Origin of the sequence: Streptomyces sp. SP18CS02, assembly GCF_036322365.1 — a bacterium.
Taxonomy (GTDB): domain Bacteria; phylum Actinomycetota; class Actinomycetes; order Streptomycetales; family Streptomycetaceae; genus Streptomyces.
The window spans coordinates 156,055-177,397 of sequence record NZ_JAQYXC010000285.1 but is presented as its reverse complement, the minus strand read 5'-3'; the positions used below and the strand labels follow the sequence as shown (position 1 = coordinate 177,397).

The window sequence follows — 21,343 nt, the reverse complement described above, 5'->3', positions numbered from 1 at the left end:
AGTCACCGGCCGGCCGGGAGAGCGCTCCCGGGCCGGTGCGTGTGACCGGGGCCACATGTCCCGTCACCCGCACGGCGCCGGTGCGGGACCGGCCCCGGCGCGGAGCCGGGGCCCCGTCCCCGGCCCACCACCGGCCGGCCCGCGTCCCCGGCTCAATCGCCGACCGGCCCGCGGCCCCGTCACAGGGCCGGGGGCCACGGCCCGGCACGGGATCAGCTGAGCGTCACCTGGCGGTTGGTGAGTCCGCCGCGCGCCCGGCGCTCCTCGGCCGTCAGCGGCGTGTCCACGGCGAGAGCCGCCGCCAGCCGCTCCGCGAACTCGGCGGCCGGCTTCTCGCACTCCTCGGCGCCCATCGCGCTCGGCAGGTCCCAGACCGGGACCATCAGCCCGTGTGCGCGGAACGAACCGACCAGGCGGGTGCCCTCGCCGAGTGAGGAGGTCCCGGCCGCGTGCAGCCGGGCGAGCGCGTCCAGGAGCTGCTCCTCGGCGTGCGGCATGACCCAGCGCAGGTGGTTCTTGTCGGGCACCTCGCACCAGTACGCGGAGTCCACGCCCGCCAGCCGGACGGTGGGGATCGCGGCGGCGTTGGCCCGCTCCAGGGACGCGGCCACTTCGGGGGTGGAGTTCTCGGCGGAGTCCGGCACCCAGAACTCGAAGCCCGAGTGGACGACCGGCTCGAAGGAGGCGTCCGCGTCGAGCAGGTCCTGCAGGCGCGGGCCGTCCGCGGGCACCCGGTGGGCGGCGACCGGCGTGCCGGGCTCCGCGGCCAGCGCGCGCTGGAGCGTGTCGGCCAGGTCGCGGCTGAGGTCGCCGGACGAGGTGTCGTTCTGCAGAGCGAGCAGGACGGAGCCGTCGTCGCGGCGGAGCGCCGGCCAGGCCATCGGCAGGACCGTCGCGAGCGTCACCGACGGCACGCCCTCGGGCAGTCCGCCCTTCAGGCTCAGTGCCACGGTCGCCGCGGGGACCAGTTCGCGCAGGGCGACCCAGTCGCACTCGCCCGGCAGGCCCTCGAAGGGGCGCTGGACCAGCTCGGTCACGGCGTGCGCGGCCGCGCGGCCGTGACACGCCTTGTAGCGGCGGCCCGAACCACAGGGGCAGGGCTCGCGGGCGCCGACCACCGGTACCGGCTCCTCACGGCCCGCGCTGCGGGCCCCGCTCGTCACCTGCGGCTTGGTGGCCTTGGACTGGGGGCGCTTCTTGGCCATGGTGTGGCTTCTCCCGGTACGGCGGTGCTGTCTCGGGCGCGAGCCTAGCCGTACCGGGCCACCACGCGGTCCGGACCGCGTCGGCCGGGGTCAGTCCATGTCCTCGTACGCGTCGAGGAATTCGAATCCGGTTCCGGTCGACGGACCGGTGACACGCAGGGCGAAGTCGTCGCGCCGATGCCCTTCGCTGACGACCACCCAGACCGTGACCTCGCCGGACGCGCTGTCGCGTACGCCCCAGTCCCGGGCGAGGGCGTTGATGATGTTGAGCCCTCGGCCGCCGCGCGCGGTGACCGAGGGGGTGGCCGGTACAGGACGGGTCGGCCCGCCGCCGTCCGTCACCTCGACCGTCAGTGCCCCGCGCCCGTCGAGGCGCCAGGCGGCACGGACGTCCCCGTCGCCCACCTCCGCGTGCCCCAGCGGTCTGCCGTGCCGGCAGGAGTTGCTGAGCAGCTCCGAAAGGATCAGTACGGCATCGTCGACGACCGATTCGGCCACACCGCTGCGATGGAGCTGCTCCCGCATACGATGCCGCGCCTCACCCACGCCCGCAGGGCCATGGGGTACGGCCATGCTCGACGACGTGGGCACCTCTTGTGCCACCACAAACGCCACCCCCGAGACCTCCTTCGCCCCACGCCACGGAGTGAATGCCCCACGGGGCTGGGCCGGAAACCGGCCAGTCCGCATGTGGTGACGCACTCAACACGCCCGCAACGGATCGAACGCGCCGGGGCACTCCCCGTAACGGCCGCTAGGGACGTCCCAGTTGCGACAGGACCTGCTTCGGGCGGTTCGTGATGATTGCGTCCACTCCGAGCCGGGCACACAGCTCCACGTCCTCGGGGGCGTCGACCGTCCACACGTGCACCCGGTTGCCCGCCCGGTGGAGGCGCTCGACGTAGCCGGGGTGGTTGCGGATGATCCGGATGGAGGGGCCGGCGATGCGGGCACCCGCCGGCAGGCGCCCGTCCCGTATGCGCGGGGAGATGAACTGCGTCAGGTACACGGTCGGAATGCCCGGCGCGGCCGAGGCCACCCGGTGCAGCGAACGCGCGGAGAAGCTCATGATCCTTACGGGAGGCGCGGTGCCGGGCTGCGGCTCCGCCAGTCCGAACCGTTTGAGCAGCTGGATCAGCCGCTCCTCCACCTGGCCGGCCCAGCGGGTCGGGTGCTTGGTCTCGATGGCGAGCTCGGTGCGCCGCCCGGCGTCGGCCACCAGCTCCAGCAGCCGTTCCAGGGTCAGTACGGAGGTGAACTCGCGGTCGCCCCAGTCGGGGCTCTCGTCCGGGTCCTTCCAGGAGCCGAAGTCCAGCGCGGCGAGATCCGAGAGCTCCAGGGCGGAGACGGCGCCCCGGCCGTTGGAGGTGCGGTTGACCCGGCGGTCATGGACACAGACGAGGTGGCCGTCCGCGGTGAGCCGTACATCGCATTCGAGGGCGTCGGCGCCGGCCTCGATGGCCTTCACATACGCGGCGAGGGTGTGCTCCGGGGCCTCCTGCGAGGCGCCTCGGTGGGCGACGACCTGGATCGTGTGCTGGCGTGCGTGGGTCACCGCGTCATGGTGCCACCGCGACGGGGTACGCGGGTGCAGGACGGCTGATCGCGCTTCTCCGGCAGACTCGGCAGACATGGAGGGGCGTCCGTTTCGTCGGAAGTAAAGAACAGGCCGAAGACACACAGCTCCCGCTTACAGTGGCCTGACGGGCTGTGGGAAAAGCTGTCGGCGGAAGCTGCGCAGTGCACTCCCGTCGACGAGAAGGACCCCGAAGCACCTCAGAGACCGCACCGGCGAATCCCCAAGACCAGAGAAAAGACACAGAAGGCCCCCAGAAGGCCGAAAAAGAGACGTGGAAACCGAGGAGATCGAGCTGTGAGCACCGAGAACGAGGGCACTGCGGTTCCGTCCGCCCCTTCCGCACCTCCCGTGCCGGTCGCCGCTCCTGAGGGGACCCCCGCGTCGGCACCGGCCGCCCACGAACCGGGGACGGCGCCGGAACCCGGACCCGGGTACTCCCCCCGGCCCGCGGCCGGAGCGGCTCCGCTGCCCGAGCCTCCCCCGGCCGCGCCGTCCGCCCCGCAGCCCGGCCACGCGCCGGCGGCCCCGACGCACGCGCCCGCCGCACCCCCGCACGCCCCCGCTCCCGTGACCGCACGGACGGACGGGGGCGCCGGATGGCCGCCGGCCCCGCCGACGCTCCCCTCGTACGGCGGCGGCCACGGTGACGGCAGCGGCGGCGGAGCCTGGGGAGCGCCCGTGCCCACGCCCGGACCGGCGCAGCACAAACGTTCCGGCGGCGGTCTCGTCGCGGCGGTTCTGGTGGCCGCACTGGTCGCGGGCGGCATCGGAGGCGGCGTCGGCTACTGGGCGGCCCAGCGGGAGGACGACCCGGTCAGTTCGACCACCGTCTCGGCGGGCGAGACGCGGGCCGACTTCAAGCGGGACCCCGGCACGGTCGCGGCGGTGGCGAACAACGCGCTGCCCAGCGTCGTCACCATCGAGGCGAAGTCCGGCGGCTCGGAGAGCGAGGGCGGTACGGGCACCGGCTTCGTCTACGACAAGGAAGGCCACATCCTCACCAACAACCACGTGGTGGCCTCCGCGGCGGAGGGCGGCACGCTCTCCGCGACCTTCTCCGACGGGAAGAAGTACGACGCCGAGGTCGTCGGCCGGGCGCAGGGCTACGACGTCGCCGTACTCAAGCTGAAGAAGGCCCCGGCGGGCCTCAAGCCCCTCGCGCTCGGCAACTCCGACCAGGTCGTGGTGGGCGACTCGACGATCGCGATCGGCGCGCCCTTCGGCCTGTCCAACACCGTCACCACCGGCATCATCAGCGCCAAGAACCGCCCGGTGGCCTCCGGTGACGGCTCCAGCGGCAAGAACTCGTACATGAGCGCGCTGCAGACCGACGCGTCCATCAACCCGGGCAACTCCGGCGGCCCCCTGCTGGACGCGCGCGGCGCGGTGATCGGGATCAACTCCGCCATCCAGTCGGCCGGCAGCGGCCTCGGCCAGTCGCAGGCGGGCTCGATCGGCCTCGGCTTCGCGATCCCGATCAACCAGGCGAAGAGCGTCGCCGAGCAGCTGATCAGGACGGGGCAGCCGGTCTATTCGGTGATCGGCGCGACGGTGAACATGACGGAGGAGGGCGCGGGCGCCACGATCGCCGGCCAGGGCGCGGGCGGCACCCCGGCCGTCACCCCGGACGGCCCGGCGGCGAAGGCCGGCCTGAAGCCGGGCGACGTCATCACCAAGTTCGGCGACCGGACGATCGACAGCGGCCCGACCCTGATCAGTGAGATCTGGACCCACGAGCCGGGCGACAAGGTGGCACTCACCTACCAGCGCGGCGGCAAGGAGACCACGGTCGAAGTCACCCTGGGCGAACGCAAGGGCGACAGCTGACCGGCTAGGCTGTCCCCCGCGCGACCCCGACAGGGCCGCGCGGGGTGGGTTGCCCGAGCGGCCTAAGGGAACGGTCTTGAAAACCGTCGTGGCAGCGATGTCACCGTGGGTTCAAATCCCACACCCACCGCAGATGAACGGCCCCTGACCAGGTGAATCGGTCGGGGGCCGTTCTCTTGTGCGCTGTCCGTTGAGCGCTGCGGTTCCCCGTCAGTTCCCGGTAGATCGGGCACGGCCAGGGGCACGGCACCTTCTGATCCGTAGCTCTAGCGGGATCGGTCAGCCACGGCCAGGGACAAGGCGCTGTACCTGTCGTGGCTGGCAGCGGCGTACCTGGACGCGGGAGAGGTCGAGCACTCGACCGCGATCACGGCGCGGGTGTTCGACCTCTCCGAGGGCCTGGCGTCGATCAGACCGATGGCGCGGACCCGCCTGATGGTCAAGCGGTTGGAGCCCCACCGTTCCCTCGCCCCGGTCGGCGCGTTACTGGAGCGTGCGAAGGGCTAGCGGGTTGCCCGGGTGATCCAGTCCAGGTACTCAGCGCGGCCGGCGTCGATGGTGAACGCGATGACCTCTGGCGAGTCGTAGGAGGTGGTTGTCCACCAGGTGCTTCTCCAGTGCCTCGCGCCGGTCACCGGTCGTGCGGAACGCCACCTGGTACTCGGTGCCATTGGAGACTTCGCCGAGGTGTCGGTATGTCGTCTCGATGGGTCCGGTCACCTGCCCGGAAGCGGCTAGGCTCGCTTCCACCGCCGAGTGCGACAGCTTCCGCGCGGCGTCCTGCCCCGGATTGCGGGGCCCGCCCTCCGTGCTCACCCTGTCCCACCTTGATGCACCCGTATCCCGCTGTTGGCCGGCGCGTATGGGCCATCTGTGGGCCAGGATCATGGCGAGACCTGCGCACTCCTGGCGTCGCGCCGCCGCGCCAGGTAGCGGAGCAGGGCCCAGATCGCCGCGGCGTTCACCAGGGCGCTGACCAGGACCGCGCCGTAGAAGCCGAATTCGGACCCCATGTCGAGCTTGGTGTCGATGGATGTGTCCGGTGCCACCCAGTCCGAGGGGCGCGGGGCGGACTCCGGCGAAAACTCCGGGGGCAGCGGCTCGGGAGGTGGCTGCGAGCCTTCGTAGGTGGGCCCCACGACCGGGGCCGACTCGTCCAGGGCGTCCGCGGCGGGTCCGAAGGTGCTCAGCAGGAGGAGGCTGACCGGCGCGGTGGCGAGGATCGGCCAGACTGCGAAGAGTCCGATGTCGCCCGTCCGGCTGCCGACCGCGACGTAGAACACCATCGCGAACACCAGGGCCAGGTATCCCCCGGGCACCCACATCTCAGGCTTCGACCAGCGCCGCACCATGACGTTCCCCGTTCCGTTTCGTTTCGTTCGACCTGCGCCCAGTCTCGAAGCTGCCGAGGGCTGCCACCTGAGTACGCCTACTCATCCTGCTCGGCCCTGAGTACCTGGTCAGAGCCGTGCACGGCAAGCACGCCGGGGACACCGCGCAACGTATCCCCCGCGTCCGGCACACGGCGCCGGAGGATTCCGCGACCAGCCGCCGTTGAGGCCCCGCTCGATCAGCTCGTTCGCCCGGGACTGCTGACCCTTGACGCTGCTCGAACGACTTCCCGTCGTTGGTCCAGCCCGATCCCACCTCGGGGCGGCTCCCCGCGAGGATCAGCTCGCCCCGCCCGGCCTCGGGCAGGGGGCGGTCCTCGGCACGTAGGGCCGCGATCTCCGACGGGCGCATGGCGGCGTAGTACAGGCACTTGAAGAAGGCAGCCAGGTGCTCACCCCGGGAGCTGAGCCGCCGCACCGCGTCGATCAGGGCGGCGGCGGCCTGGTGCGGGTTGGGGACGTAGCGGAATCGACCTCGTCGTCCGTGACTCGGGCCGGGGCGGTCGGGGCAGGTACCCGGGCGGGGGCGGGGGCGGGGTGCGCGGCGTCGTGAGGAGTGCCGGTTTGATGGAGACACGCACGATCGAGCGGGTCCGGACCGCGGACGGGGCTCCGGGGCAGGTCTGGTACACCTCGTACGGGTCCAACATGCATCTGGACCGCCTCATGCACTACATCGAGGGCGGCCGGGCTCCCGGGGCGGCCCTGGCACATCCGGGGTGCCGCGACAAGCGGCCGCCGACGGCCTCCGTCGCCGTCGAGCTGCCGGGTGTCCTGTACTTCGCCACCGAGTCCCGGCTGTGGTCGGGCGGCCGGGCCTTCTACGACCCGGACGCGGACGGGCGCGTCTACGGGCGGGCCCACCTGGTGACGGCCGGGCAGTTCTCGGACATCGCGGCGCAGGAGATGTACCGGGCGCCCGGCGCCGATCTGGATCTCGTCCGGGCCGTGCGCCACGGGCGGGCGGTGCTGGGCGACGGACGGTACGAGACGCTCGTGTCCCCCGGCTGTCTCGACGGCCTCCCGGCGCTCACCGTCACCGCCCCCTGGTCGGTGGGCCGGGTCGAGTGGAACGCGCCCTCGGCCGCCTACCTCCGCTACCTCTCCACCGGCCTCCTGGAGGCGGGCGCGCGGGACGTGCGGGAGATCGCCGCCTACCTGGCGGCCTGCCCGGGCGCCGCCGGGCACTGGACCGTCCAGCGGGTCGTCGACCTGATCGCGGCACCGGCCACGGGCTGACGCCGCGGGACCGTGCCCCCCGTCGGATGTCCCGGCTGGCGGAGGGCCGCACGGCGGGTGACCATCGCAGCAGGCGTCGGCTCCCGCACGGGGCGTACGCGCCCGGGGCTCCGGCCGGAGTGCTCCCCGGCGGCCGCAGAGTTCCCGCCCTTTCCTGCCCTTCCTGGAGGTACGCGTCATGGCAGGCTTCTCGCTCGACTCCGTCGAAGCCGTCGTCGGCAGCGGAAGGGCCGTGATCTCGGCCGACGACGGCACGGTCGTGGCCGCCGTGCGGGACGCCCTGCGGCACGGCAGGTCGGCGACGTTCTACCTCACCCCGGGGCAGGCGGCGACGGTCAAGTCCTGGTACTGGACGCCCCAGCGGGTCGAGGAGCGCGGGCTGGAGCCCGTCTCGAACGAGGAGCTGGCCAGGATCGGGTCCGAGCTGAGGATCGAGGGCATGGGCCACTCCTACTCCAACCGGATCGTGTGCGAATGCGGGGCCGTCTACGGCGCGTTCGAGTTCGTCCAGCAGGGCGTCGCGGAGCACGGCAAGGAGCAGGTGGACGCGGTGCTCGCCCTGGAGGACGTCTACGTCCTGCGGGTCAATCCCGTGAACTCCGCCGTGTGCCCCGCCTGTACCCGCGGGATCATCGTCGGGCACGAGTACGACATGACCGGTTCCTACGGCTGCTGCCGGTCCGAGGCCCCCGTCTGACGGCCCGGAAAACCGTTCCGGCCGGTTCCGGCGTCCTTGGGGCATGGACAAGATCTGTGGGGGGACGGGGCAGCTGCTCCGGTTCGGGCTGCTCCAGGCGCGCTGCTGCGCGTTCGCCGTGGCGCTCGTCGCGGGCATCGCCGTCTCGGGCATGCTGCCCGAGCTGCCGGTCGCACGGTACGACCTGGTCCTGGCGTACGGGGTGCTGCTCGCCCTCGTCGCGCGGTGGGTGGGCTGGGACAGCGCGCGCGACACCTTCGTGATCGCCGCCTGCCATCTGATCGGGCTCGCCTTCGAGCTGGTCAAGGTACGGCTCGGCTCGTGGAGCTACCCGGAGGACGCGGTCACGAAGATCGCGGGGGTGCCGCTGTACGGCGGGTTCCTCTACGCGGCGGTCGGGAGCTACGTCTGCCGGTCCTGGCATCTGATGGAGCTGAGGCTGACCGGGTACCGCCCGAAGGCGATGGCGCTGCTCGCCGCCGGGATCTACCTCAACTTCTTCACGCACCACTGGCTGCCCGACGGCCGCTGGCCGCTGGCCGCCGCGATGGTGGCGGTCACGACCGGCACCTGGGTCGGGTACACGGTCGGGGCCCGCCGCCACCGGATGCCGCTCGTCCTCGCCTTCGTGCTCATCGGGTTCTTCCTGTGGGTCGCGGAGAACGCGGCGACGTACGTGGGGGCCTGGAGCTACCCGCACCAGCTGGACGGCTGGCAGCCGGTGGCCCTCACCAAGTTCGGTGCGTGGGCGCTGCTGATCAGCGTGACGTTCGTCCTGGCCGAGCGGGCCCGGCGCCGGGCCCCGGCCCGGGTCCACGACGACGACGGCGACGGCACCGGCGATGACACCGAGGACGACACCGGCGACGACCCGGTCCGGGCCCCGGCACGGGTCGCGGGACCCGCCGCGGCAGGGGCCGGCCCGGGCGGCGTCTGAGGCACGGCCCGCCGGTCCGACCCTGACGGTACGGCGCGGTTCCTCCACCTTCAGGAGGTGCGGCGGGCCCCATCCCTACAACCTGAGGCGGATCCCGGTTCGGGACCTGGGGCCGATCCCCCGGGGCGGTACCCGCTCCTAGCGTGGACCTATGACCGCGACCACTGGGCCCGTCTGCATCGGCGCCTCCACGGCAGCCACCGCAGCCTCCGGCACCGGATACCCGTCGTTCTCTTCGTACGTACGGGCCCGGGGCCCCGTGCTGCTGCGCACCGCGCGGTCGCTGACCGCGAATCCGTGCGATGCCGAGGACCTGCTCCAGACCGCCCTCGCCAAGACCTTCGCGGCCTGGGAGCGCATCGAGGACCATCGCGCGCTCGACGGCTATGTGCGCCGGGCCCTGGTCAACACCCGTACCTCGCAGTGGCGCAAGCGCAAGGTCGACGAGTTCGCCTGCGAGGAGCTGCCCGAGCCGGCCGGCCTCCCCGGGACGGACCCTGCCGAGCAGCAGGCGCTGCACGACGCGATGTGGCGCGCGGTCATGAGGCTCCCCGACCGCCAGCGGGCCATGGTCGTCCTGCGGTACTACGAGGATCTCAGCGAGGTCCAGACCGCGGAGGTGCTCGGGGTGTCCGTGGGCACGGTCAAGAGCGCCGTCTCCCGAGCCCTCGGCAAACTCCGGGAGGACCCGGAGCTCACTCCCGTACGCTGACCGCCCCGCTCCCGCCGCCCCGTGCGCCCGTCCCCGCTCCCCTTCCCCACAGGCCGTCACAGAGCGTCACCGGCCCGGCACCGGCCCGCCCCCCCCCCGGGCCCCGATGACGTGCGCGGTTCGCGGTTTTCCGCGCTTCCGTACTCTCGGGTAGTGACATACCGCGTGGTATGTGCGCAGAATCTGCACACCCTTACTGCCACGTAGCGCCCACCGGGAGGACGCCGTGCTGAGCACCATGCAGGACGTACCGCTGACCGTGACCCGCATCCTGCACCACGGGATGACGATTCACGGCCAGGCACTGATCACCACCTGGACCGGCGAGGACGAGCCGCAGCGCCGCACCTTCGCGGAAGCCGGCACCCGCGCCACCCAGCTGGCCAACGCCCTGCGCGACGAACTCGGAGTGGCTCCCGACGACCGTGTCGCCACGCTCATGTGGAACAACGCCGAGCACGTCGAGGCGTACCTGGCGATCCCCTCCATGGGCGCCATCCTCCACACGCTCAACCTCCGCCTTCCGGCGGAGCAGCTGGCCTGGATCGTGAACCACGCCGCCGACCGCGTCGTCGTGGTCAACGGCTCGCTCCTGCCGCTGCTCGCCCCGCTGCTGCCGCACCTCCCGACCCTGGAGCACGTCGTCGTCGCCGGCCCCGGTGACCGCTCCCTCCTCGACGGCGCCGCGCCCCGGGTCCACGAGTACGAGGAGCTCATCGCCGGCCGCCCCACCACGTACGACTGGCCGGAGCTGGACGAGCGGTCCGCCGCCGCCATGTGCTACACCTCCGGCACCACCGGCGACCCCAAGGGCGTCCTGTACTCCCACCGTTCGATCTACCTGCACTCCATGCAGGTCAACATGTCCGAGTCCATGAGCCTGACCGACCGGGACACGACCCTCGTCGTCGTACCGCAGTTCCACGTCAACGCCTGGGGCCTGCCGCACGCCACCTTCATGTCCGGCGTGAGCATGCTGATGCCGGATCGTTTCCTCCAGCCCGCCCCGCTCGCCGAGATGATCGAGCGGGAGCGGCCCACGCACGCGGCGGCCGTCCCGACCATCTGGCAGGGCCTGCTCGCCGAGGTCACGGCCAACCCCCGCGACCTCTCCTCGATGGCCCGCGTGACCATCGGCGGCGCGGCCTGTCCGCCCTCCCTGATGGAGGCCTACGACAAGCTGGGCGTCCGCCTCTGCCACGCCTGGGGCATGACGGAGACGTCGCCGCTCGGCACCATGTCGAACCCGCCGGCCGGGCTGACCGCCGAGGAGGAGTGGCCCTACCGCGTCAGCCAGGGCCGCTTCCCGGCCGGTGTGGAGGCCCGGCTCGCGGGCCCCGGCGGCGACTTCCTGCCCTGGGACGGTGTCTCGGCGGGCGAGCTGGAGGTCCGCGGACCGTGGATCGCGGCCGCCTACTACGGCGGCGCGGACAGCGAGCCCCTTCGGCCGGAGGACAAGTTCTCCCCGGACGGCTGGCTGCGGACCGGTGACGTGGGCGTGATCAGCCCGGACGGCTTCCTCACCCTCACCGACCGGGCGAAGGACGTCATCAAGTCGGGCGGCGAATGGATATCGAGCGTCGAGCTGGAGAACGCCCTGATGGCCCATCCGGACGTGGCCGAGGCCGCCGTCGTCGCCGTCCCGGACGAGAAGTGGGGCGAGCGCCCGCTGGCCACGGTCGTCCTGAAGGAAGGCGCCACCACCGACTACGTGACGCTGAAGGCGTTCCTCGCCGGATCGATCGCCAAGTGGCAGCTGCCCGAGCGCTGGGCGATCGTCCCGACGGTGCCGAAGACCAGCGTGGGCAAGTTCGACAAGAAGGTGATCCGCAAGCAGTACGCGGACGGGGAACTGGACGTCACCCTGCTCTGACCGGACGGAGGGGGCGCCCCGGGGCGCCCCCTCCGGTCCGCACCGGCCCGGTCCGTACGCGGTACGCACCGGGCCGCGCCGGTCAGTTCGTACCGATCTTCGCCAGCAGGTCGACGATCCGGGACTGGACCTCGCCGCTCGTGGAGCGCTCGGCGAGGAAGAGGACCGTCTCGCCCGACGTCAGCTTGGGCAGCTCCTCCTCGTTGAGGCTCGCCGAGGTGTAGACGACCAGCGGCGTGCGGTTCAACTGGCCGTTCGCACGCAGCCAGTCGATGATCCCGGCCCGGCGCCGGCGCACCTGCATCAGGTCCATCACCACCAGGTTCGGCCGCGTCTGGGCGGCCAGGGTGACGGCCTCCGAGTCCGTCGAGGCCCGCGCCACCTGCATCCCGCGCCGCTCGAGCGTCGCCGTCAGCGCCAGCGCGATCTCCTCCTGCTCCTCGATCAGCAGCACCCGCGACGGATGCTGCTCGCTGTCCCTGGGAGCCAGCGCCTTGAGGAGTACGGCCGGGTCGGCACCGTACGCCGCCTCCCGCGTCGCCTGCCCCAGACCGGCCGCGAGCAGCACCGGCACCTCGGCCGCGACAGCGGCCCGACGCAGCGACTGGAGGGCCGTACGCGTGATGGGTCCGGTCAGCGGGTCGACGAAGAGCGCCGCCGGGAACGCGGCGATCTGCGCGTCCACCTCCTCGCGCGAGTGCACGATCACCGGCCGGTAGCCGCGTTCGCTCAGCGCCTGCTGGGTGGAGACGTCCGGCGCGGGCCAGACCAGCAGCCGGCGCGGGTTGTCCAGCGGCTCCGGGGGCAGTTCGTCGTCGAGGGGCTGCGGCTGCGGCTCGTTGGCGACCTCGAACGCGCCGCCCGGGCCGTCCAGCGGCTCCGGGCCCTCGGCCGCGCCCTCGTCCGGTGCCCCTATCTCATAGGCCCGCCCCTCGGCCGGGACCGAAAGCCGCTGCTGGGCCGGGGTCTGCGACGGGGGCCCCGGGTGCTGCCGGGCGGCCGTCTCCGGTGCCGTCGGCCGCTCGCCGTCCGGGGGCGTGGCCAGCTTGCGCCGCCGTCCCGAACCCAGCGTCTGCGGCTGTCCGGGCAGACCCTGCCCCGGCCCCTGCCGCTGGCCCTGGCCCTGCTGCTGGGCGATCTGCTGCGCGAACGGCACGCCCTGGCCCAGCGTGCGCACGCTGAAGGCCCGCCCCTGGGTGGTGTCGGACGCGTCCTCCCCGGCGTCCGGCGCCTCGGCGGCAGGTGTCTGCGCGGCGGCAGGTGTCTGCGCGGCCGGCGTCGATGGGACCGGTGCGGGTGCGGGTGCCTGGGCGGCAGGTGCCTGGGCCGCGGGTGCCTCGGCGGGCAGCGGCTGGGCGGGGGGCTGTGCCTGCGGCGCCGGGTGCGGCTGGGCGGGCGGCAGCGGTACGGAACCCGTGCCGGTGCCCGTCCCGCTGTCCGCCGGGGCGACCTGGGGCTCCTGCACCGCCCGTCGGCGGCCCGTCGGCGGCTGCACCGGATGCGGCTGCGGCGGCGTGTGGTCGGCGTCGGGCTCCGTGCGTACGGAGCCGTGGCCGGCCTCCCCGTCGTCCGGGCGCCGGTCGGCCTCGGCGGGCGGCAGCGCGAACGCCGTCCGGACGCCCTCGGCCGGCGCGGGCCTCTCCTGGGCGGGCGACAGTGCCCGGCGGGCCCGCCGCCCGGCCGGTTCCGCCGGTGAGGGCGCCTGCGGCTGCTCGGGTGAGGGCGCCTGGACGGGAACCGCCGCCGGTGCCTGTGCCTGGGGGCCGCTCGGAGCGGCGGGCAGGGCGAAGGGCGCGTGCGCGGCGGGAGGCGTGGCGACCGGCCGGCCCTGGGACCCCGCCGGGGCGGACACCGCGTCGGTGGCGGGGCCCGGGCCGGCGGTCAGCGCCGGAAGCCCGCCCTCGCCGCCCCGCCCGCCGGACCGCAGCCCGCCGGGCGGTACGGCCCCGGGGGGCATGCCCTGCGGCGGTACGGCCGTACCGAGCGCCGCCCGGCCCTGGGCGCTCTCGGCAGCGGTCACGACCGACCCCTCGGCGGGGCTGGGCCGTCCGCGCCGTCGGCCCGTGGGCTCGGAGGCCCCGGAGTCCTGCGCCGGAATGAGCTGCTGCCCGGGCTGCCCCGGCTGACCGGGCTGACCGTGTTGACCGGCCTGCACCGCCACCCGGTCGGCTCCGCCGTCCGCCTCGGCGCGCGCCCGCCGCCGCCCGGTCGGCTCACCGGTCACGGGGTCCTCGGCGTGCACCGGGCTCTCCAGGAAGGCGTCCGTCGACGGGCGCCGGGCCCGCCGCCGCCCGCCGCCCGGCGCACCGCCGGACGTGTGACCGGCGCCCGCCCCGGCCGGCACCGGGGCCGTCTCGGGGTGGGCCGCGACCTCGGGCCGCGCGACCTCCGTGGCGGCGGGCGGAGCCACCGTCCCGGACCCGCCGCCCAGCGGAACCTCCAGGACGTAGGCGCTGCCGTTCGTCCCGGGCACCTCGTGCGTCTGGAGCACACCCTCGTGCGCCCGGACGATCCCGTGCACGATCGGCTCGTGCACCGGGTCGCCCCCGGCGTACGGGCCGCGCACCTCGATGCGTACGACCTCACCGCGCTGCGCCGACGCGACGACGATCGTCGAGTCGACGTACCCGCCGCCCGGGACCGGACGGGCCTTGCCGGTCGAGTCCACTCCGGCGACGTCCGCGATCAGGTGCGCCAGCGCCGTCGACAGCCGGGCTCCGTCGACCTCGGCCTCGATCGGCGGCGCGTGCACCGCGAACTGCACCCGCCCCGGCCCGATCAGCTCCACCGCGCCCTCGACGCCGGCCGCGACGACCCCGTCGAGCAGCACCTTCTCCTTGCGCAGCCGCTCGGCGCCGACGTCGAGGCGCTGGAAGCCCAGGACGTTGTCGACGAGGGTCGTCATCCGGGCGTACCCGGCCGCCAGATGGTGCAGCACCTGGTTGGCCTCGGGCCACAACTGGCCCCCGGGGTCGGCGGCCAGCGTGGCCAGCTCGGCGCGCAGCTCCTCCAGCGGTCCGCGCAGCGACTCGCCCAGTACGGCGGTCAGCTGGGCGTGACGGGCGACCAGTTCGGCGTACTGCCGCTCGCGCTCGGCGTACCGCTCCTCCAGCTTCTCGATCTCGACGGAGTAGCGCTCGCTCCGGTCGGCGAGCTCGGTGGCGTGCGCCTCGGCGCGTTCGGCCGCCTCGGTCTCGTGGGCCTCGGCCCGCGCCGCGAGCTCGGCCTCGTGCTGCTCGACGAGCTCCTCGTAGGGCCGCCGGTCGGTGAAGGTCATGACCGCGCCGACGAGCTGGTCGCCGTCCCGTACCGGCGCGGTGGTCAGGTCGACCGGCACCGGCGAACCGTCCTTGGCCCACACCACCTGCCCCCGCACCCGGTGCTTGCGACCGGAACGCAGGGTGTCGGCGAGAGGGGACTCGTCGTACGGGAAGGGCTCGCCGTCCGCACGCGAGTGCAGCATCAGCCCGTGCAGCTCCTTGCCGCCCAGGTCGCTGGCGCGCCAGCCGAGGATCTGCGCGGCGGCCGGGTTGACCAGGACGACGCGTCCCTCGGTGTCCGTCCCGACGACCCCCTCGGAGGCGGCGCGCAAAATCATCTCGGTCTGCCGCTGGGACCGGGCGAGTTCGGCCTCGGTGTCCAGGGTGCCCGAGAGATCCCGTACGACCAGCATGAGGAGTTCGTCACCGGTGTACGAGTTGCCCGCCACCGTGTACGCGTTCGTCGCGGTTCCGTACGAGTCGTACGCCTCGCGTCCGTCCTCCAGGCTCGCGCTGGTGACCTCGACGGGAAACTCGCCGCCGTCGGTCCGGCGCGCGACCATCCGGGTCGGCTTGGTCCGTCCGCGGTCGTCGGCGGCCTCGGGCCTGCGCATGGAACCGGGGATCAGCCGGGAGTCGAAGGCGGGCAGCAGATCGAGGAGTCCACGCCCCACGAGCGCGGTGCCCGGCGTCTCGAACATCTCCAGGGCGATGGTGTTCGCGTTGACGACGGTGCCGTTGCAATTGACGAGCACGAGCCCGTCCGGCAGCGCGTCGAGTATGGCTGCGAGGCGAGCAGCGCCTCGGGATGGCCTGCTGCTCACGACGACGCTTCCTCCCACTGACCTACTGCCACTTGCGGACGGCCGGCCCCATCCTGCCGCTCGGGCCGCTGCCTGTCACTGAAGGGAGTCTAAGGGCACGCAATGTGGTCGCGACGGCGGATCAGGGGGAGCTCTCATCAAGGTTGTGTGGCGGGGGTGCGCGGTCCCGGCGCGCGACCCACGCGTCGTCCGGCCCCCTGACGGCCCGCGGACCGGCGGTGATCCGGTCCGGCCCGCTGCCCCGAACGGACCGTTCGCGGGTCCGGGGGGAGCCTCGCGCGGTCCGTGTCGTACAGCTTCCCCTTCCCCCTTCCCCGGGCGCGTCGACCGGGGAAGGGGGAAGGGGACCGGGGGAAGAGGGAAGGGGTGCGGCGGGGAACCGGGAGCCGGGCCGGGGACGGGCTACGACCTGGCCAGCGGCAGTACGGGCTTGAGGGTGTCCCAGCGCTTGATCTCGCAGCCGTTGGTCCGGGCGAAGCGGGCGTCGACCTCACGCCCGTGCCAGGTACCCGTGATGTGGGCGGTGGCGTCCCCGCCGTGCTGCTGGGTGCACATCCTGTTCTTGTCCACAGGGCTGAACGGGTCCCTGCCGTTGGTCGACAGTTCCTCCAGCCGCTCGCAGGCGGCTCGCGCGGCCGGGTGGTTGCCGCCGGGTTCCTCCCCGCACTCCAACCGGAACGTTCCGTCCGCGGAGGGGTTGCCGGAGTCGGCCACGGTGACGGTCAGCGAGTCGGGCGCGGACAGCAGCGGCGGCAGCGGCATGGGAAGGGGCACGGCCATGGCGGCGGGTGCGGCGGCGCCGAGCGCGGTGAGGGACGCGGCGGCGGTGAGGACGAGACGGCGCAGCATACGAACTCCAGGGTTACGGATCCGTGGGGGATTGACCGGCATCTCCACCTCACTAACGCTCCTATGTCCCCGGCGTTGCGCAACCGGAGACCCTTTGCCCTGCGCCCCGCACGCCTAGTACCGTGGGGATCGATTGGTGACGGCCCCCCGGGCTGTGTCATCATCTGCACGCACCACTCGCGCCCGCGCGGGTGTGCTGGAGGCGTCGCCTAGTCCGGTCTATGGCGCCGCACTGCTAATGCGGTTTGGGTCTTAAAGCCCATCGAGGGTTCAAATCCCTCCGCCTCCGCGTGATCCGAAGCCCCGGCCCCACGGCCGGGGCTTCGGCCGTTCCCGGATCCGCTTCGGCCGTTCCCCGGTGGTCTCCGGGTTCCTGGCGGCGTGCCGCGGCCGAGATCTTCCGATGCCTCTGGGCCCCGGCGGTCCCTGCCGGTCTCCGCCGCCCCCGCCGGTCCTCTTCCGGTGCCTCTGGTCCCTTCCGGTCCCTTCCGGTCCCTTCCGGTGTCTCCGGTCCGCCGCCGGGTCCCGCGGCCGGCCGCCCCCGGTTCTTCCGGGCTCCGGGCCGCCCTCCGCGACAGCCGCGTGACCCGCGCCACATATGGCCGGGGGTGATCGCGGCAGCGGGATGCCCGGAAACCTGCCGGATCGGTGTTTCCGCAGGTCAGAGTGGGTGTGGTTAACGGATTTCGCGTCACGGCGCAGGTCATGTAATGTTGTTCCCGCAACGCCGACCGGGAAGAAAAAAGCCCGGAACGCCAAGCACTCGTAGCTTAACGGATAGAGCATCTGACTACGGATCAGAAGGTTGCAGGTTCGAATCCTGCCGAGTGCACAGCAGGACAGAGGCCCTCAGGAGACATCCTGAGGGCCTCTGTCGTATGTCGTGACGGCAGTGATTGACGGCAACCGCTTCGAAGGGCCGCTGCCGGACCGATCAGACGGCTACGAGGACACCGGCCGCGCCGTCGTCATCGTCCGGCCCGTTGCTGTCACCCCTCAGTGCGTCTCCGACACGGTCGAAGGCGGAGCGCTGGGAGTCCAGCCGCACGAAGGTGTAGATGTCCATGGTCACGCGAATCGAGCTGTGGCCCAGGACCTCCATGATCATGCGGGCGTCGGCACCCTGTTCGTGGAGCAGGGACGCGCACGTGTGGCGCAGGTCGTGGAAGCGGACCTTGCGGACGCCGGCGCGGACGGACAGGGCCTCGAAGGACCGGTTCAGGTTGCGGGGCTCTATGGGTGTCCCGTTTTTCGTGGTGAAGACGAGGCCCTTCCCCGTCCCCTTCCAGTTGTGACCCGCGGCCTTCTGGTCGGCGATCTGCTGGGCGCGCTGGGCACGGAGCGCGGTCACGCATTCGGCCGGCAGCGCCACGCGCCGGGCCGAGCGCTGGGTCTTCGGCGCGACGATCAGCAGCTCGCCACCCACACGCTGAAGAGCCTGCCGGACGGTCAGAACCCCGTCGAGAAGATCCGACCAGCGCAGCCCCAGCAGCTCACCCCGCCGGAGCCCGATGCGGACCGCCAGCTCGTACGCGGCCCAGAGCCGGTTGTCCCGGGCCGCCGTCAGGAGCCGACGCCCTTCCGCAGCGGTGAGCGGTTCGATCTCGCGCTTGGTACCCATGCTCAGCTCCACGTTCCTGGCCACGTTGCGGGGCAGCTCGTCCTCCCGTACGGCGTGCTGGAGAGCGGCACGCAGGATCACCAGCAGGAAGCGCACGGTCCGGTCCGACGGGAGCTTCTTGCAGCACTTGCCGAGGGCGCAGCAGCGCCGCTTGTGCTCCGGCCGCTTCTTGTCCTTCCCCTGCGCGCAGCACTGGCAGGTGGCCGCCGTCTTCATGAGGAAGGCGCGAATGTCACGGGCGGCGAGCCGGACCAGCTTCTTCTTGCCGAACTCCGGGGTGACGTAGTTCCGGACGAGGGATTCGTAGTTGACGTAGGTCGTCGGGCGGACCTTGGTCCTGGCGACGTTCGCCAGCCAGTACGCCAGGTACTCGGCGATCGTCATCTTGTTGGTGGCCACGGGAAGGCCGCTGAGCGAGTCGGCCTTGAGCTTGGTCAGCTTCTCGTGCGCCTCGTCCCAGCTCTTGCCGTAGACGCTGCGCCGCTTGTAGGTGCCGTCCGTCGTCAGGACGTACGCGCTGCCCTCCCAGCGGCCGTCCTTGCGCTGGTAGATGGTGCCCTCGTTGTTGGCGTTCTTCTTCGGCTTGGCCATCAGGCGGCTTCCTGTTCGGTGCGGAGGGATACGTAGGCGTCCAGCGCGGCTTCGCTGATGCGGCGGCAGCGGCCGATCTTGAAAGAGGCGAGTTCGCGGGAGCGGATCAGGTCGTGGACCTTCCAGCGGCTGATGCCGAGACGCTCGGCGACCTGGTCCACGGTGAGTACGGCGGTCGTCATGCAGGCTCCAGCCCTTCGTGCTTGCGGCGTTGGGCCTGGTTGATGTCGTGGCGGGTCTGGTTGGCGAGGAGTTCTTCGCCGGGGCGGTAGCCGGAGGCGAGGTAGGCCCAGGAGGACTCGGTGACGAGCACCGTGTCCGGGGCGGGTACGGAGTGGCCGGCGCGGATGCGGGCGGCGTCGGCCTGGGCGAGGCGCCAGGCGCGGCGGACGTCGCGGAGGGCGCCAAGGGTGGTGGAGTAGGCGCGGGACTTGGTGGAGAAGTGGCCGCGGAAGCCGAGCATGTGGGCCCACTTACAGAGCTTGAGGTCTGCGAACTCGGGCAGGCCGCCGAGGTCCCAGGCGGTGCGGATCATCTGCCGCACGTGCTGGTGGACGGGCAGGTCCCGCAGGGGTTCGGCCTGGCGGGTGCCTTCGCAGTCGGGGCACAACTCCCGGATTCGGCCGCCGACCGTGCCACGGCCGGAGCAGGTCCGGCAGACCAGCGAACGGTCAACCGTTCCGGAGTCCTCGGCACTCTTGGTGGCGTATTTGGCGATGTAGCCCGCCACCGCCTTGTCAGTGAGTTCCCCGTCGCCGAGCGCGGTGATCTCGTCCACCTTGAACCTCTTGCCCCAGCCGATTTCCCGATCCCCCACGGTGTCGGAGACAACGGTCAGGGTGGTCCGCTTCAGCGCGGGCTTGATCGCGCGGAGGAGGTGGTCTGCGCTGGCCCAGGCCGGCGGGGGGCTGGTGTGGCCGCCAGGGCCGTCGAAGCGGATGACAGCGTGGAAGTGGACCAGACCGCGCTGCTGGTACTCGGCGACCTTCGCGAAGGAGATCCGCAGGGCCGCGTTCATGTCCTTCTGCGTGATGCCGAAGTTTGCGGCGAGGGTGCGGCGGAGGTTGAGGGTGAAGCGTGCCCAAAGAGCGCTGGCGTGGGCGTTCCAGAGCACGGCGCCGGTGTAGTCGTACGTCTTCGGGCTCAGAGGGGTGCCGAGTTCGGGGGCGCTGTCGGGGTGCCGGGTGCCGCAGCGGCAAGGCTGGGGCTTGCCGTCCTTGGTGGTGGGTCGGTTGTGGACAGGGCCGAAGGAGGGCGCGGTGAGGGTCAGGAAAACCCTGGGGTGGGTGCGGATGGTTTCGGGGACGTTCTTGCCGCCGGAGAGTCCGGCGCGGATGAGGTGGTAGGTATCGGCGGCGTAGAGGCGGGAGCAGGTGGGGCAGCGGGAGGCGCGACGGTTGCCGCAGGTGGTCAGCAGACGTCCGGTGGGCTCGTCGCTGGTGGAGTACGAGCGGATCGTTTCGCCGGTGGTGTGGTCGCGGGTCGTGGTGTGGCCGACGAGGTTGATCGGACGGGTGCAGCCGCGCAGGCGGTTGATCTGTTCGCGGGTGCGGTCGAAGTCGCCGAGGTTGGCCAGTTCGATCAGGTCCCGGACAGCGGGGCTGATCACGTGCCGCAGGTCGAGGTCGCGGGGCATCGGCAGGGGGATCCTTTCCGCTGATGGAGGCCTCGGGCAGCACCGAGACGGAGCCAGGTGCTGCCCGAGGGCATGACGGGTCAGGCCCAGGAGGCCAGGAGGAGATGTCGGGAGGCCGGCGGAGGGTCAGGCCGTCAGTGCCGCGTGTGCGGCGGTGGCCAGGGGGAGGCTGACGCCGAGACGGGCCTTGAGTTGCGGCAGCGTGATGGGCTGGCCGGTAGCGGCGCGGTGGGCGTCGGCAATCTCGCGGGCGGCGTCCAGCAGAGCCGGGGCCACCTTGGCGGCCGGATGCGGCACAGCGACAGGAGCGGGGGCCGGGGGCGCCGCTGGTTCGGGCACGGCAACCGGTTCAGGAGCAGGCTCCGGGATGAGGGCGGCTCCGGCGTCGGCTGGAGCGTCCTCCGGTACGGATGCCGGGTCGGCCACGGGAGCCGGGGTCGGGAGCACAGCCGGTGTGGTGGCGGGGTCCGCGGTGGTGACGGCGTGGAAATGGCGCAGCAGCGCGGGGCCGACGGCACCCCAGCCGAGGAGGAGCAGCGGGGCCACGGCGTCTACGCAGGCGCGGCCGTAGTGCCCGGCGATGACGGGTTCGGCGATGTTGAGGGCGAGGGTGAAGAAGCCGGAGGTGTGCATCAGCCGGTTCGCGCCCTTGAGGTCGTCGGCGGCCACGCCGCGCAGGGACAGGTACCGCAGGGCGACCAGGAGGCCGAGGACGGACAGGTCCACCATCGGCGCGATCAGGGGCGCGACCGGGTCGGGGACGCCCAGGCGCAGGGCCAGGTTCCAGACGTTGCCGAAGGAGAACACGAAGGCCAGCATGGCGATGACTGCCATGACCACGGTCACGGTGCGCTGAGTGATCCGGTCTTCTGACATGAAGGGATTCACCTCCTTCCAAGGGGAGTTGAGGCCGAGGCCGACGGGTCAGCTCGCGGGGACGAGTTCGGCCCTGTGGGCGACGTTCGGACCGAGGTAGGTCTCCAGGACCTGGCGTTCGTGGGTGTTGGCGATGCGGTAGGCGGCGATGCCTATCCGCGCGGCGCGGCCAAGGTCCCCGGTAGTGATGGCCTTGCGCATGTGTCGGATGTAGATCCGCATGGAG

The 21,343-nt window shown here is 72.4% G+C and carries 19 protein-coding genes and 3 tRNA genes; 10 read left to right on the top strand and 12 right to left on the bottom strand.

Annotation, left to right across the window (positions count from 1 at the left end; genetic code table 11):
* Window positions 1–212 precede the first annotated feature (212 nt).
* The 3 genes from PUR26_RS17860 to PUR26_RS17850 all read right to left on the bottom strand — a co-directional run bounded on the left by PUR26_RS17860 (window position 213) and on the right by PUR26_RS17850 (window position 2,760).
* The gene (locus PUR26_RS17860) at window positions 213–1,205 is read right to left on the bottom strand and encodes a DUF5926 family protein (protein ID WP_329873382.1); all 993 of its coding nucleotides are present in this window, start codon (window positions 1,203–1,205) and stop codon (window positions 213–215) included.
* A 90-nt stretch (window positions 1,206–1,295) separates the two neighbouring features.
* Window positions 1,296–1,895: an ATP-binding protein gene (locus PUR26_RS17855; protein ID WP_329873381.1), complete on the bottom strand. Its 600-nt coding sequence runs from the start codon at window positions 1,893–1,895 to the stop codon at window positions 1,296–1,298.
* 64 nt (window positions 1,896–1,959) lie between these two features.
* The gene (locus PUR26_RS17850; RefSeq protein ID WP_329873380.1) at window positions 1,960–2,760 is read right to left on the bottom strand and encodes a glycerophosphodiester phosphodiesterase; all 801 of its coding nucleotides are present in this window, start codon (window positions 2,758–2,760) and stop codon (window positions 1,960–1,962) included.
* A 318-nt stretch (window positions 2,761–3,078) separates the two neighbouring features.
* Between PUR26_RS17850 and PUR26_RS17845 the strand changes: the two genes are divergently transcribed.
* From PUR26_RS17845 to PUR26_RS17835, 3 genes are all read left to right on the top strand, one after another.
* A complete protein-coding gene (locus PUR26_RS17845; RefSeq protein ID WP_329873379.1) occupies window positions 3,079–4,611 on the top strand; it encodes a S1C family serine protease in 1,533 nt (510 codons plus the stop codon).
* Between the two features lie 43 nt (window positions 4,612–4,654).
* A tRNA-Ser gene (locus tag PUR26_RS17840) sits at window positions 4,655–4,741 on the top strand.
* Window positions 4,742–4,989: 248 nt separating this feature from the next.
* Window positions 4,990–5,118, top strand: a complete 129-nt coding sequence (locus PUR26_RS17835; protein ID WP_329873378.1) for a hypothetical protein — start codon at window positions 4,990–4,992, stop codon at window positions 5,116–5,118.
* A 30-nt stretch (window positions 5,119–5,148) separates the two neighbouring features.
* On the opposite strand, the gene cutA is transcribed toward PUR26_RS17835, so the two are convergent.
* Together cutA and PUR26_RS17825 are read right to left on the bottom strand one after the other, a co-directional pair.
* Window positions 5,149–5,427 (bottom strand): divalent cation tolerance protein CutA, encoded by a 279-nt coding sequence (gene cutA / locus PUR26_RS17830; protein WP_329873377.1) that lies wholly within the window; start codon window positions 5,425–5,427, stop codon window positions 5,149–5,151.
* A 68-nt stretch (window positions 5,428–5,495) separates the two neighbouring features.
* The gene (locus PUR26_RS17825) at window positions 5,496–5,930 is read right to left on the bottom strand and encodes an SCO4225 family membrane protein (RefSeq protein WP_329873376.1); all 435 of its coding nucleotides are present in this window, start codon (window positions 5,928–5,930) and stop codon (window positions 5,496–5,498) included.
* 639 nt (window positions 5,931–6,569) lie between these two features.
* Here PUR26_RS17825 and PUR26_RS17820 point away from each other — a divergent pair.
* The 5 genes from PUR26_RS17820 (at window position 6,570) to PUR26_RS17800 (ending at window position 11,460) form a co-directional block, all read left to right on the top strand.
* The gene (locus tag PUR26_RS17820; RefSeq protein WP_329873375.1) at window positions 6,570–7,241 is read left to right on the top strand and encodes a histone deacetylase; all 672 of its coding nucleotides are present in this window, start codon (window positions 6,570–6,572) and stop codon (window positions 7,239–7,241) included.
* Window positions 7,242–7,419: 178 nt separating this feature from the next.
* Window positions 7,420–7,938, top strand: a complete 519-nt coding sequence (locus PUR26_RS17815) for a hypothetical protein (protein ID WP_329873374.1) — start codon at window positions 7,420–7,422, stop codon at window positions 7,936–7,938.
* Window positions 7,939–7,981: 43 nt separating this feature from the next.
* Window positions 7,982–8,875: a DUF817 domain-containing protein gene (locus tag PUR26_RS17810; protein WP_329873373.1), complete on the top strand. Its 894-nt coding sequence runs from the start codon at window positions 7,982–7,984 to the stop codon at window positions 8,873–8,875.
* Window positions 8,876–9,026: 151 nt separating this feature from the next.
* Window positions 9,027–9,587 carry a SigE family RNA polymerase sigma factor gene (locus tag PUR26_RS17805; protein WP_329873372.1) on the top strand — a complete coding sequence of 187 codons (561 nt, stop codon included), beginning with the start codon at window positions 9,027–9,029 and terminating at the stop codon, window positions 9,585–9,587.
* 226 nt (window positions 9,588–9,813) lie between these two features.
* Window positions 9,814–11,460 (top strand): long-chain fatty acid--CoA ligase, encoded by a 1,647-nt coding sequence (locus tag PUR26_RS17800; protein ID WP_329873371.1) that lies wholly within the window; start codon window positions 9,814–9,816, stop codon window positions 11,458–11,460.
* Between the two features lie 82 nt (window positions 11,461–11,542).
* On the opposite strand, the gene PUR26_RS17795 is transcribed toward PUR26_RS17800, so the two are convergent.
* On the bottom strand, window positions 11,543–15,544 hold the full coding sequence (locus PUR26_RS17795; protein WP_329873370.1) for a PAS domain-containing protein: 4,002 nt from the start codon (window positions 15,542–15,544) through the stop codon (window positions 11,543–11,545).
* Window positions 15,545–15,946: 402 nt separating this feature from the next.
* Entirely contained in the window at window positions 15,947–16,393 is a 447-nt protein-coding gene (locus PUR26_RS17790) for an SSI family serine proteinase inhibitor (protein WP_329873369.1), read from the bottom strand.
* Between the two features lie 198 nt (window positions 16,394–16,591).
* Here PUR26_RS17790 and PUR26_RS17785 point away from each other — a divergent pair.
* Together PUR26_RS17785 and PUR26_RS17780 are read left to right on the top strand one after the other, a co-directional pair.
* Window positions 16,592–16,682 (top strand) — tRNA-Ser (locus tag PUR26_RS17785).
* 470 nt (window positions 16,683–17,152) lie between these two features.
* Window positions 17,153–17,225, top strand: a tRNA-Arg gene (locus PUR26_RS17780).
* Between the two features lie 102 nt (window positions 17,226–17,327).
* On the opposite strand, the gene PUR26_RS17775 is transcribed toward PUR26_RS17780, so the two are convergent.
* From PUR26_RS17775 to PUR26_RS17755, 5 genes are all read right to left on the bottom strand, one after another.
* On the bottom strand, window positions 17,328–18,605 hold the full coding sequence (locus PUR26_RS17775; RefSeq protein ID WP_329873368.1) for a site-specific integrase: 1,278 nt from the start codon (window positions 18,603–18,605) through the stop codon (window positions 17,328–17,330).
* A complete protein-coding gene (locus PUR26_RS17770) occupies window positions 18,605–18,787 on the bottom strand; it encodes a helix-turn-helix domain-containing protein (RefSeq protein ID WP_019324615.1) in 183 nt (60 codons plus the stop codon). The genes PUR26_RS17775 and PUR26_RS17770 overlap by 1 nt, the downstream gene beginning before the upstream one ends.
* Complete coding sequence (locus PUR26_RS17765; protein WP_329873367.1) at window positions 18,784–20,241, bottom strand: replication initiator; 1,458 nt, start codon at window positions 20,239–20,241, stop codon at window positions 18,784–18,786. Before PUR26_RS17765 ends, PUR26_RS17770 begins: the two co-directional genes overlap by 4 nt.
* Window positions 20,242–20,367: 126 nt before the next feature.
* The gene (locus PUR26_RS17760; protein WP_329873366.1) at window positions 20,368–21,117 is read right to left on the bottom strand and encodes a DUF2637 domain-containing protein; all 750 of its coding nucleotides are present in this window, start codon (window positions 21,115–21,117) and stop codon (window positions 20,368–20,370) included.
* Between the two features lie 48 nt (window positions 21,118–21,165).
* On the bottom strand, window positions 21,166–21,318 hold the full coding sequence (locus PUR26_RS17755; RefSeq protein ID WP_225050436.1) for a hypothetical protein: 153 nt from the start codon (window positions 21,316–21,318) through the stop codon (window positions 21,166–21,168).
* Between the last annotated feature and the right edge of the window lie 25 nt (window positions 21,319–21,343).

Bases quoted from the DNA above. Each gene is read 5' to 3' on its own strand.
- PUR26_RS17860 (WP_329873382.1), bottom strand. From the start codon at position 1,205: ATGGCCAAGAAGCGCCCCCAGTCCAAGGCCACCAAGCCGCAGGTGACG.
- PUR26_RS17855 (WP_329873381.1), bottom strand. From the start codon at position 1,895: ATGCGGACTGGCCGGTTTCCGGCCCAGCCCCGTGGGGCATTCACTCCG.
- PUR26_RS17820 (WP_329873375.1), top strand. From the start codon at position 6,570: ATGGAGACACGCACGATCGAGCGGGTCCGGACCGCGGACGGGGCTCCG.
- PUR26_RS17815 (WP_329873374.1), top strand. From the start codon at position 7,420: ATGGCAGGCTTCTCGCTCGACTCCGTCGAAGCCGTCGTCGGCAGCGGA.
- PUR26_RS17810 (WP_329873373.1), top strand. From the start codon at position 7,982: ATGGACAAGATCTGTGGGGGGACGGGGCAGCTGCTCCGGTTCGGGCTG.
- PUR26_RS17805 (WP_329873372.1), top strand. From the start codon at position 9,027: ATGACCGCGACCACTGGGCCCGTCTGCATCGGCGCCTCCACGGCAGCC.
- PUR26_RS17790 (WP_329873369.1), bottom strand. From the start codon at position 16,393: ATGCTGCGCCGTCTCGTCCTCACCGCCGCCGCGTCCCTCACCGCGCTC.
- PUR26_RS17775 (WP_329873368.1), bottom strand. From the start codon at position 18,605: ATGGCCAAGCCGAAGAAGAACGCCAACAACGAGGGCACCATCTACCAG.
- PUR26_RS17770 (WP_019324615.1), bottom strand. From the start codon at position 18,787: ATGACGACCGCCGTACTCACCGTGGACCAGGTCGCCGAGCGTCTCGGC.
- PUR26_RS17765 (WP_329873367.1), bottom strand. From the start codon at position 20,241: ATGCCCCGCGACCTCGACCTGCGGCACGTGATCAGCCCCGCTGTCCGG.
- PUR26_RS17760 (WP_329873366.1), bottom strand. From the start codon at position 21,117: ATGTCAGAAGACCGGATCACTCAGCGCACCGTGACCGTGGTCATGGCA.
- PUR26_RS17755 (WP_225050436.1), bottom strand. From the start codon at position 21,318: ATGCGCAAGGCCATCACTACCGGGGACCTTGGCCGCGCCGCGCGGATA.